This window comes from Candidatus Poribacteria bacterium, from assembly GCA_021162805.1.
GTDB lineage: Bacteria > Poribacteria > WGA-4E > B28-G17 > B28-G17 > JAGGXZ01.
In genome coordinates this window covers 1-11,330 of sequence record JAGGXZ010000002.1, presented here as the reverse complement: position 1 = coordinate 11,330, position 11,330 = coordinate 1, and the positions used below count along the sequence as shown (strand labels likewise).

Below are 11,330 nucleotides of genomic sequence, written 5' to 3'. Positions count from 1 at the left end.
CGTCTCAGATCCTCCGATCCTTTTTGATTTGAGCGATGGCCCTGATGTGTTCGCTATAGGTTCTGGAGAAGATATGGCTTCCATCGCCCCTGGCAACGAAATAGAGGTAATCCACATCGGCCGGGTTCACAGCCGCCTCGATGGACTTAATCCCCGGATTACAGATAGGCCCTGGCGGCAGGCCTGGGTGAAGATAGGTGTTATAAGGGGAATCAACCTTCAGATCATCCGAGGTGAGAGGTCTTGAGGGAAGCCCAAGGGCATATCTCACCGTCGGATCGGCCTCTAATTTCCAGCCCAGTTTCAGCCTTCTGTGAAAGACAGCGGATATGATGGGTCTCTCATCGTCGAGCCGGGCCTCCTTTTCGATGATCGAGGCAAGGGTGATGATCTGATGGAGGTTGAATCCCCTTCTCCTCCCCTCTTTGATCAGATCCGGGGTAACTCTTCTTCTGAAAAGCTCTATCATAGAGGAGACCATCTCCTTAGCCGATGTGCCCTCCGAGATCACGTATGTCTCCGGGAAGAGGTATCCTTCGGCGCTTTGGGCGTTTATCCCGTAGGATGTAAGTAACGTCCTGTCATGAGCGGCTCTGATGAACTCTTCAGCCGTGCCGAATCCCTTCGACTGCCATAGGTCGGCGATCTGTTCAACAGTCAGCCCCTCCGGCACGGAGAATTTCACCATCTTCACCTTCCCGAGAGCGAGTATCCGCAATATCTGGGAGAGTGACATCGATGGTGAAAGGAGATATCTACCGGATTTCAACTTAGCAGCCACGCCCCTAAGCCGTGCGCTCCAGAGAAAGGCAGTTCGGCTTCTGATAATGCCCTCACGCTGGAGGAGATCTCCTATCTGGGCAGCGCTCATACCGTGAGGGATCTCGATCTCTATTCGCTTGGTCTCATTGGGATCGAGAGGGGCGAATTCCGAAAGAAATCGGCACATGAGAACCGATATGACGATCAAGGCCGCCACGGCGAAGTTCATCGCCCCTATCTTAGCAACGAGTAGGTATCTTTTAGACATCGAGCTCGCCTCTGTTTTTAAGCATATCGAGGTATGATTGTAATATCAAGGCCGCTGAAAGCTGATCCAGCAGTTTTCTCCTTTTCCTTCCCGGCATCTCCAGCTCCCTCAGCAATCTATCGGCGGCCGCGGTGGTCATCCTCTCATCCCATTCAATCACCGGCACATCAACCTCCCGTCTGAGGAGCTCGACGAACCTCTTGACCTTATCTCCCTGAACGCCGATCTCCCCCCTGAGCGTATAGGGCATGCCGACGACGATTCTACTCACACCCTTTTCACGAGCGAGCCGGGATATCTCGTTGATCGCCGCCGAATCCTCCCCACGCTCTATCACACCGTGGGGATGGGCGGCGAAGAGCAACCTATCGGTGAACGCCACGCCTATTCTGACATCTCCGACATCCAACCCCATCATCACCATCACAGCCTCCCCGATCTGAGGATCGAGATCAACAACCCGAAGCCCAATATTCCCGCAATCAGATATCCCACAATACCGATGGCGGAATATCCGAAGATCTTAACTCCTGTGTCCGACCAGACCATGATAGATGAGCCGACGATCAGGGCGGCGATGATCATGCCGAACGTCAACCTGTTGCTCGACCTATCCATCTCGTATATCAGCCGATCGAGTCCAAGGGGCTCGAAGTCCACCTTCAGCGTCCCTCTATTGAGCTTAGAGAGGATCTGGTTGACCTGGAACGGCATCGTTCTGGCCATCTCGGATATATCGGAGAAGGTCGAGTAAACGCCCTTGGCCCACTCCTTGGGACTGAACTGGCCGAGCATCAATCTGGCGATGTAGGAGCGCCCGATCTCCATTATATCCACCTCAGGGTCGAGCTCCCTTACGATACCCTCCACGAGCATAATCGTCTTCCCGAGCATGGTCAAGACCGGCGGCATCCTCATTCTGTATCTCGGCGATGAAGTCACGATCTCGTTTATTATCTCCCCAAGATGTATCCTTTCGACGGGTCTGGTGAGGTATCTGTCGAGGAAATCGGCGACCTCGAGTTTGAACTGGGTTATGTCCGTTTCCTCGCTGATTATACCCATTTTGAGGTAGATCTTAGCCATCAGATCGACGTCCTTGTCGAGTATGGCTATGAACCAGTTCTTGATGTCCTTTAACATATCACCTGCTATCCTGCCCACCGTTCCAAAATCGATCATGCCGATCACGTCGTCCTCCAGAACCAAGAGGTTCCCCGGATGCGGATCGGCGTGGAAGAGTCCGTTGACGAATATCTGGTTGAAGAAGATATCGACGAGGTTTGCCGCCAATTTTCTCCTGTCAGCACCCACTCGATCGAGCTCCTCCAGGTCGTCGATCCTTATGCCGTCGATCTCCTCCAACACCATGACCCTTTTGGTTGTGAAATCCCAGAATACCTTTGGGATCTTAACTCTGGGATCGTTCTCGAAGTATCTGTGGAAGAGATCGGTGCTTGAGGCCTCGGAGGTGAAGTCCAATTCCCTTCTGATGGACCTGGCGAACTCCTCGATAAGGCTTACGGGTTCGTAGAAGCTCACCTCCGCGACATGTCTTTCCAGCAGGCGGGCGATGGTGAAAAGGATGTCCAGGTCAGTTTCTATCAGGCGATCTACGCCCGGGCGTTGCACCTTAACCACAACCCGCTTACCGTTGGAGAGACGGGCGCGATGAACCTGGGCGATTGAGGCAGCGGCGAAGGGGGTCTCCTCGAAATAAGCGAATATCTCCTCGACGGGACGCCCCAGCTCCTCCTTTATCACCTCGCGCACCTCAGATGAGGGGAAAGGGGGAACATCCACCTGAAGCTTGCGCAGCTCGAGGATGAACTCGTGAGGCAACAGATCGGATCGCATGCTGAGCATCTGGCCCAACTTGATAAAAGTCGCCCCCAATTCCTCGAATGCCATCCTGAGCCTTTCGGCGAGGGAAAGCGCCCGAACCCCTCTCGGCTCCCTGTATCTCCTGAAACCGAACCATCTTCGACCTCTGGTGGAGTATCTGCTGAGATGAATTCGATCTATGAAATGCCCAAAGCCGTGTTTGGCGAAGACGTTCAATATGTGGGTCAAACGTTGAAGGTTTCTGATGGTCCTGTTTATGTTAGGGATCGGCATCTCGAAAAAGCCTCGAAAGGCCGGGATAACCCCGGCTCACCTGAAAAAGGAAAATATCTTAGATAGACCCCTCTTGACCTTATATCTTATGGGAGATGGCGGAACTATGGGCATATTTCCGATAACAGCGAGGGGATTATCGCGAAGGAGCCTCTGACATTCCCTCTCCCCGACAAGATTCTCGAGTCTTTCAACGACTGAACTCAGCATTGCGGACCTCGGCGAATGCATATCGCTGGCCACGAAGTGGGCGAACCTATGGGTTACAAGTACCTCGGCGGTCTCCTTTGTCCTCCGCCCGTATCGTCCCAACAGGCTCCCGACGTTGATCTGAAAAAGCCTGCCTTTTTCGATATGTTCTTCAAGCAGATTTGGATCGCGCGTAACCTCAACACAACGCTCCGGATGCGCTATTATCGGAATCAACCCGTTGAACTGAAGCTTGGATAGGAGATCATCAGCGTAACGTGGGATGCCCTGGAAGGGAAACTCCACCAGTATATAACCGGTGTTGTTTATGGAAATCTCCTCTTTTCTGTTCCCCTCCATGTAGTCAAGCAAGTCAGGACTGAGGTAACATTCCCTGCCCAGGAGGATCTGAACGTCTATCCCCCTTTCCTCTATCAGATCCCTTATCTCCTTCAGTTTTTTCCTCAGCTCCTTTACGGGGGCATCATAGGTTCCAGGAAGCTTATGCGGGGTGGCGATTATAACGCTTACACCGTTCCTATATGCCGATTCAATCATCCGAAGCGAATCCTCTATCTCCTTAGCTCCATCATCCACACCGGGTAATATATGGGAATGGATATCGATCAGATTGGATAAGAGCATAACCTCCCTTTTACAGCATGCTGAAATCAAAAAATATCTTATCATAAGCCGAATTGAAATTCAAGCGGCACCCGTAAAGCGCCAGGAGATAGGTGCGGTTTGGATTTCTCTGAAGAGGTATAGTATCATAATAGGCGGAGGAAGATTCACGATGAAACATAAGACGGTTCTGACGGTTTTGATCCTCTCACTCTCCCTTCTCTTAATGGGAGCCAGTAGGGATAAGCGGTTCGATAAGCTGCTCCAGGAGGGCAGGTTGCTCTTCGAGGAGGGGGATTTCGAGGGGGCGATAGACAAGCTCAGATCGGCCATCATCCTCGGCGGACCGAAGAAGAGAATGGCCACGGCCTATATGCTCGTGGGCATCTCCTACCTGGCCATGGGAGGTCGGAGGGAGGCAGAGTCCTGTTTCGAGTTCGCCATCAAGCTCAATCCCGAACTCCAGATGCCGAAGGGATATCCTCCCAAGGCGGTAGCGCTCTTCAGGAAGGTTCAGGAGAGGCTCCTCGGCAGATTGCTCCTGAAGACGGATCCGCCCGAGGCGGAGGTATACCTCGACGGCAAAAGGATCGGGCGAACCGATCGGAGAGGCGAAATTGAGATCTATCCCGTTCTGATCGGCAGACATCGTCTCGAGCTGAGAAAAATCCACTATCATGATCATATCGGGGAGATCGTCGTCAAAAGCGGAACGAATACCGTGAAGCTCAGTCTGAGAAAGATCAAAATTCGGCTGAATCTACGCAGTGATCCCATCGGTGCCGAGGTTCTTCTTAACGGAAGAAAGGTGGGCGAAACGCCCATCAACCTGGAGGTGGAGGAGGACGCCCGTCCGGCTCTGACGGTGAGATATCCGACATACAGGGAGTTTTCAGGCGATGTGAGGATAGAGGGGAACAGGGTGTTTCTGGGCGATACGGCCTATCCGGTGAGGCGTTTTTCAGCCTCGATCCTCATCAGGCTTGAAAAGCTCCCGCCCGGCGTCCTCCTCGTCAGATCCGATCCGGAGGGAGCGGAGGTCCATCTGGACGGCAGGTTTGTGGGGATCACGCCGTTGAAACTGGAGAAGGTGGAGGTAGGTAAACACGAGATATCTATTTTCAAGGATGGATTCGATCGGCTGTACGATGAGGTGAAGATCGAAAGCGGCAGGATCGCCGTCTATCGCGGCGTGCTGGGGGGAAACATCGAGGTTAAATCGGTGCCGGAGGATGCCGAGGTGATCCTGAACGGCCGGAGAATCGGCCACACCCCATTGAGAAGCCCTCAGCTTCCTCCCGGATCGTATACGGTTCTGATCCGCAAGCCGGGGTTTAGGGATATCTGGAGCAGGGTCACGGTGTCAACCGGCAGGACGGCGGAGATCGTCGGACGTCTGAGGCCATATATCGGAGCGCTGTGGATCTCTTCGGATCCGAAAGGAGCATCTATATTCGTCGATGGGAAATTCTCCGGCAGAACGCCGAAGCTGATCTACGGCTTAGAGGTGGGAGAACACGATATCAGGTTGAAGATGGGAACCGCCTCATGGTCAGGTAAGGTGAGGATCAGACGTAACCGGATCGCGTATCTCGCTCCCCATGTGCGTTGAAAGGGGATACCGTGATGCGGCATGAGATATCGATAATCGCCCTTCTGGGCCTTATACTGGTCGGATGCGGGGCCAAGAATGAGTTCGGTACGGTTCTCTATGCCGAGAGCAGATCTCAGGGCGATATAGCTCTGATCTCCGTCGAGAACCTGCCGAAGCTTAAGGGAGGAGATCGCCTCGAGGGGATAAGGCGTCTGAAGATCACACATCCCGTCACAGGCGAGCATCTGTGTGATGTGGAGGAGAAACCGGGCGAGGCGGAGGTGGTTTACGTGATGGGCGGGATCGCCCTGGTCAAGGGGCATAAACCGCTTGCCGAGGGGGATATCATGAGGTTGAAAAGGCGCTCTAAATCGCCCTCACCCCCTCCCGTCAAGCCGGTGGGGCATGTTGTGGAGGTGAACCCTCAAAGTCAGCATGTGTTCGTCCGGCTCTTCGACGACGTCGATCCACCCTCAGGTGACGATCTGCTCAGCGCGGCGGCACCGATCGAACTTATACGCTCCAGATCGGGTCCCGTGGCATTCAGGATGAGAAAGGTATGCGATCTGTTTCAGTTCAAGAGGATGCCGGATGGGACATTCAGGTGTCTTCCAACCCTCAGGGATGCCATCCCCGTCGAAGGGGATATCGTCATCAGGCTCAGTGAAAGGAATCTGAGGGAATGGTTCGAGGGGATCGGATTTGACCTGCCTGAGACGGCGATACAGATCAGGAAGTTCAACCTCGCTCGCAGGAAGATGCAGATGGAGCTCTTCAGCGAAGCGGTTCAACTGCTGGAGGATGTGGAACGATCGGGAGCGGATGTGGGTGTGAGCGTGGGCGAGGTGAAGTATCTCATCGGGACATGTTACGCCGAGCTGGGCGATCTGAAGAAGGCTGCCTTCTACCTCAACCTCGCCGCCAACTTCCTTCCCGACGATCCCAGGCCGCTCCTGATGCTGGGATGGGTTTACCTGGAGATGAATCGCCTCGTCGAAGCGGCTGAGGTCCTTGAGGTCGCCGGAAACCTGATGCCGGATTGCGCTCAGATCTGGACGGATATCGGGGATATCTACCGGATGGCCGGGAAGGAGGCCGAGGCCGCGAGGTGTTACGAAAAGGCGTCTATGATCGAGAGATAAGTAAGACCAAAGCAGCGAAATTTTTCCCGTTAAAACCCCTCCGAAACACCCTCTATATATTTTCTGAGGGAGACGAGGGGCGATTTCATCCTCACGGACTCACCGCCTCCATCCTTGAAACGAAATTTTTTGTTAAAAAACGCCTGAATCGTTGTCTATATATATGGAGGGAAAAACGATGGGGAAGGAGTTGCTGGAGAGAATCATATCGGGAGACCAATCCGCCTTCAAGGAACTGGTGAGGAAATACCGCCATACCGTCTTCCTCTCTGCCCTCTCCATCCTGCATGATCCCGACGAGGCCGAGGAGATCGCTCAGGAGGTCTTCCTGAAAGTTCACCTTCATCTGAGCGGATTGAGAGATCAAAATGCGTTCGAGAGATGGCTAAGGAGCATAACATGTAACTTGGCGATAAATCGGCTGAAGAGGAGGGTGAGAAGAAGCTGCATACCCCTTGACGAGGTGGCATCTGAGGATTTGCTCTCTCCACCGGCAGATGAGGAGCTACTGAGGAGGGAGATGGTGGAGGAGGTCATGAGGGCGATGGACGAGCTTCCAGAGGGAGAGAGGGAGATACTGAGGGAGTATCTTCTGGAAGAGAAGGGATATATGGAGCTAAGCGAGAAGTATGGTCTGTCATATCATGCTGTTGTGATGCGTGTGAAGAGGGCGAAGGAGAAGGTGAGGGAGAAGGTTCTGAGGAGGCTGAGCGGCATGATGATGATCTTCCCATGGGGGAAAATCGGGAAGATGATAGGAGGTGTTGTTATGAAGGCCACGACGAAGGTGGCGATAACGGGTGTAGCTGTGATAATGCTTGCAGGGGCGGGGATATGGATGAGTCACCGTGGGGAGGAAAAGCCTGTGCCTGAGTCCAACGAGATGACGGTTGAGAGGCAGGCGAGCGTGAGAGCACCAGCAAGGGTAGCTTTGAGGAAACCGAAGCCGAAAAAGGAGAAAGATGTGATCACCTTTGAGGAATTCAACAGGCTGCTTGATGAGTACTTCGCCAAGGAAGGAAAGGAAGAGGGGAATAAGCAGGAGGTTTATCCTGATGTTAAACCGGACGTGAATGAGGGAAAAAAGCAGGAAGAGCCAGGGAAAGAAACAAAGGAAACAACGTCTGGCACTCAACGCACGCCGGAACAACAAAGGCTTTATGAAATCCTTGAGAGCATCACATGGGTGTGGGATGAAATGAACGAGCTCTCTCATCAGAGAGCAGATATTGCTAAACAACTGTCTGAGCTAAATAAGGTGATGCCTAGAGATCCCAAAACAGGGATGATCGATGGGGATTGGTATATGAAATATTACTACCCGCTCGAAAAGAAAATGGGTGAGTTGGACGCAAGGGATAGAGAATTGAGAAAGATATACTATGGTACCCTGAGGAGATATTTCCCGGAGGCTATAACCGAAAGTGGAAACCAGATTAGTGTGGATTTCAACAAACTAAGGAAGTATGTGGGTGGCCCATTGCCATGGGACTCCAAATAGTGATGAACAACATGATTTCCATCTTCGACGAAAGGAGGTGAGTCAGAGATGAAGAGATGGACGTTATGGAACGCCATACTGGCAGCTTTCGCCGTGTGCGTCGTTGTGTTAGCCGTGAAGGCAGATCAAGCTGAACTGAAGAAGGACGTGATGGCGTCCATGTATGGTGTGGGAACCTGTAAGGCGATAGTAACACCTGCGAGGGAGGATTGCACTCCTACCACCTGTCCTGAAAGCGGTTACATTACCCAGAAGAACTATGGTGTTGAACAATGCACCGATGTCACTCAGGATAATGGGTGGAGACAGTGTACAGCTGTTGGTACGCGGAAGGAGTGTGAAACTTGGATCTATGAAACTTCCGAGTGCACCGAGGTGATATATCACAATATTGAAACTGGAACCGACTACGAACTAACCGATTACGGTCCATGTCCTTGATGTGGTAAGCGGGGGGCCAAGATGGTCTCCCCCCCGAAATTGTGAAGAGGAGTCCATGGCAAAACTATTCAAGAGATTCGTTGGATTCATCGCAGGAATACTGATAATTGGAATAACTATCTGGGTGATCCTACAGAGCGGAGGAGAAACCCCTTCATCCTCGGAGTATGATCTCCTTATCGAAGGGATCAAATACGCTGATGTGTTGCTCCACTCATACTCCACCTCGGTCAGGCAGCAAAACATAGAATACATCTCCATGTGGGGAGATAAGCTGGAAAAACCCAGAATAACCGAATACTGGGGGGAGTTCCAAGCAAGTGGACCAATGAAAAGGATGATCAGATACCACTACTACGATGAGGAGTTCGAAGGGGTGAAAAGAAAAGTGCTCCAATCTCAGGAGTATAGGTTCGATGGGGAGAAGATAATCGAGACGATAAGGAGAAAACGTGAAGGTGGACACTCCACAAGTGAAAGACATATCTTCTCCCCTGCTCGCGATCCCTTCAAAGCGGCTGAGTTCGATCCCAGATATTGGTTGACCTACTTCGGTACCCCTATTGGGGAATACGTGGAGAGATATGGAGCTTCATTTCATAAGGAGAGGATAGATGGTCAGACATACTACCGGTTGGTGATAACCCGACCTGAGAAAACGGTTCAGTTTCTGATAAGTCCCTCTGAGGGATATCGTCCTGTGGAGATAGTTAATCAGTTGTCGGGTAGGAGAAGCGTGGTCCAAGTTGTATTAGATCGGTATACCGACTCAATTTGGTATCCGGTGAAGGTCAAAGCGCAATATTTCTCGGAGGTGAGTGGGAAAGAGGTTCTCATCACGGAGAAAGCAGTCGAATTTAGTGAATTTGAGGCGAATGAAGATATCCCCTTTGGGATGTTTCAGATGCCCACCAATGAGGTTGATTGGGTCATGGATCACAGGGAAGGGAAGATTAGGCGATGAGAAGATACATGATAGTCGGGGTATGTCTCGCCCTGTTGATCGTTATAGGCATTTGGATATTACATCTGAGGGGGAAGAAACCCACCTTGAAGGTAAAAGAGGCGAAGGTTGAGAGAGAGGAGGGAGCATCTGCACCTGCGAGGATGACGATGAGAGAGGCGGAGCAGAAGGAGGAAGAGGATTTCACATTTGAGGAATTCAACAGACTGCTAGATGAGTACTTCGCCAAGGAAGGAAAGGAAGAGGGGAGTGAGCAGGGGGTTTATCCCGAAGTTGAATCGGACATGGGAGAGGAGAAGGTAGAGGAAGAGCCTGAGGAGGAAACAAAAGGAACAACGTCTGGCACTCAACGCACGCCGGAGCAACAAAGGCTTTATGAAATTCTTGAGAGCATCGCATGGGTGTGGGAGGAGATGAATGAGCTCTCTCATCAGATTAATGAGATAGCAGCTATAAATAGAAGACTCTATGAACAATTCCAGAGGAGCAGAGATCCGAAGACCGGACTCCTAGATGGAGATTGGTATATGAAATACTACTATCCTTACATTAAAAAGCAGGATAAGCTGGAAAAAAGGCATAAAGAATTGTCAAAGATATGGTTCGATACGCTCGAAAGATATTTTCCAGAAGCGGTTCTGGGGAACAGAGGTGGGACGGATTTCAGCAAACTACGAGAATACGTGGGCGGTTTGTTACCCTGGGATTATCCCAAGTAAACGAAACCACGCCGAAAGGAGGTGAATTGAAGATGAGAAGATGGATGCTGTGGAACCTAATAGTAGCTGTTCTAGCCGTGAGCATCGTCGTGCTAGGCGTAAGAGCAGACCAAGCCGAGCTGAGAAAGGATGCCATGGTTCATCTATACGGAGTAGGAACTTGCAAGTCGGTTGGTATGATGGCAACGCCAGACTGTACCCCGTCACCTGTCCGGAGGAGGGTTTCTTCACCATTGAAAACAAGAACAGAGAGTTCTGCACGGATGTCCAACAGGATTCCGGTTGGAGAGTGTGTACCGCTGTGGGAGAGAGGGCTGAATGCGTATACATCAGGTATGAGGACTATCATTGCACAGAAGTGGTTTATAGTACGGTTCTGAAAAGTGGTACCGACTATGATCTAACTGATTACGGACCATGTCCTTGAGCATAAAGGAGGAATTAAATAGGGGAAGCCTTAAGCAAGTTTGAAGTCTGAAGTCCAATGTCTAAGGTCCGAGAAAGTCCGTCATTACTGGGTTTTTCGACATCTGAAAGTTGAAGTTCTTTTGGCAAACTTGCTTAAGCAAGTTTCGGTAAACCATCTAGGGTTTACTATGGACTGATAAACGCCTGAACGCTTGATATCATTGTGTTCTTGGTGTATATGAACCAAAGGAAAAATTGAAAAGGTTTTCTGATTCTTGCTTAGCCAAAGGCTTAGCTTCCCTCGGTATGGGAGATGGAAAAATGAAAGCTGCTATCAGTTACCTGTTGTTCATATCTCTTTTCATCGTTCAAAGTGGTTCTCCTGAAGAGACTTTCTGTGGCCCCAAGTCATTGCTCGTTATATGCAAACTGTTTAACATACCGGCATCGTTTGAGGAGATCTGCCTTTTGACTGGGGTCGACGAGAAAGGCGGAACTACCATGTTGAACCTGTTTCAAGCTGCTCAGAAGCTTAAACTGAAGGTCTCTGCCAGGAAACTGACATTCAAAAGATTGAAAAAATTGGATGATCCCACTATC

The 11,330-nt window shown here is 51.2% G+C and carries 12 protein-coding genes; 8 read left to right on the top strand and 4 right to left on the bottom strand.

The window, feature by feature from the left end; genetic code table 11:
- Nucleotides 1–4: 4 nt before the first annotated feature.
- The 4 genes from mltG to J7M22_00100 are packed head-to-tail and all read right to left on the bottom strand — an operon-like array spanning nt 5 to nt 3,982.
- On the bottom strand, nt 5–1,030 hold the full coding sequence (mltG, locus tag J7M22_00115; protein MCD6505000.1) for an endolytic transglycosylase MltG: 1,026 nt from the start codon (nt 1,028–1,030) through the stop codon (nt 5–7).
- Nucleotides 1,023–1,454, bottom strand: coding sequence for a Holliday junction resolvase RuvX (gene ruvX / locus J7M22_00110; protein ID MCD6504999.1), 432 nt, complete (start codon nt 1,452–1,454; stop codon nt 1,023–1,025). Before ruvX ends, mltG begins: the two co-directional genes overlap by 8 nt.
- A complete protein-coding gene (locus tag J7M22_00105; GenBank protein ID MCD6504998.1) occupies nt 1,454–3,148 on the bottom strand; it encodes an AarF/ABC1/UbiB kinase family protein in 1,695 nt (564 codons plus the stop codon). The genes ruvX and J7M22_00105 overlap by 1 nt, the downstream gene beginning before the upstream one ends.
- 36 nt (nt 3,149–3,184) lie before the next feature.
- Entirely contained in the window at nt 3,185–3,982 is a 798-nt protein-coding gene (locus J7M22_00100; GenBank protein ID MCD6504997.1) for a tyrosine protein phosphatase, read from the bottom strand.
- 151 nt (nt 3,983–4,133) lie between these two features.
- Here J7M22_00100 and J7M22_00095 point away from each other — a divergent pair, with 151 nt between their 5' ends.
- The 8 genes from J7M22_00095 to J7M22_00060 all read left to right on the top strand — a co-directional run.
- A complete protein-coding gene (locus J7M22_00095; protein MCD6504996.1) occupies nt 4,134–5,573 on the top strand; it encodes a PEGA domain-containing protein in 1,440 nt (479 codons plus the stop codon).
- Between the two features lie 14 nt (nt 5,574–5,587).
- Nucleotides 5,588–6,697: a tetratricopeptide repeat protein gene (locus J7M22_00090; protein ID MCD6504995.1), complete on the top strand. Its 1,110-nt coding sequence runs from the start codon at nt 5,588–5,590 to the stop codon at nt 6,695–6,697.
- A gap of 178 nt (nt 6,698–6,875) precedes the next feature.
- On the top strand, nt 6,876–8,198 hold the full coding sequence (locus tag J7M22_00085) for an RNA polymerase sigma factor (GenBank protein ID MCD6504994.1): 1,323 nt from the start codon (nt 6,876–6,878) through the stop codon (nt 8,196–8,198).
- Nucleotides 8,199–8,246: 48 nt separating this feature from the next.
- On the top strand, nt 8,247–8,639 hold the full coding sequence (locus J7M22_00080; protein MCD6504993.1) for a hypothetical protein: 393 nt from the start codon (nt 8,247–8,249) through the stop codon (nt 8,637–8,639).
- 55 nt (nt 8,640–8,694) lie between these two features.
- The gene (locus J7M22_00075) at nt 8,695–9,603 is read left to right on the top strand and encodes a hypothetical protein (GenBank protein ID MCD6504992.1); all 909 of its coding nucleotides are present in this window, start codon (nt 8,695–8,697) and stop codon (nt 9,601–9,603) included.
- Nucleotides 9,600–10,322: a hypothetical protein gene (locus J7M22_00070; protein MCD6504991.1), complete on the top strand. Its 723-nt coding sequence runs from the start codon at nt 9,600–9,602 to the stop codon at nt 10,320–10,322. Before J7M22_00075 ends, J7M22_00070 begins: the two co-directional genes overlap by 4 nt.
- A gap of 32 nt (nt 10,323–10,354) precedes the next feature.
- A complete protein-coding gene (locus tag J7M22_00065) occupies nt 10,355–10,702 on the top strand; it encodes a hypothetical protein (GenBank protein MCD6504990.1) in 348 nt (115 codons plus the stop codon).
- Nucleotides 10,703–11,051: 349 nt separating this feature from the next.
- Nucleotides 11,052–11,330: hypothetical protein (locus J7M22_00060; GenBank protein MCD6504989.1), on the top strand; the 279-nt coding region annotated here is incomplete at its 3' end.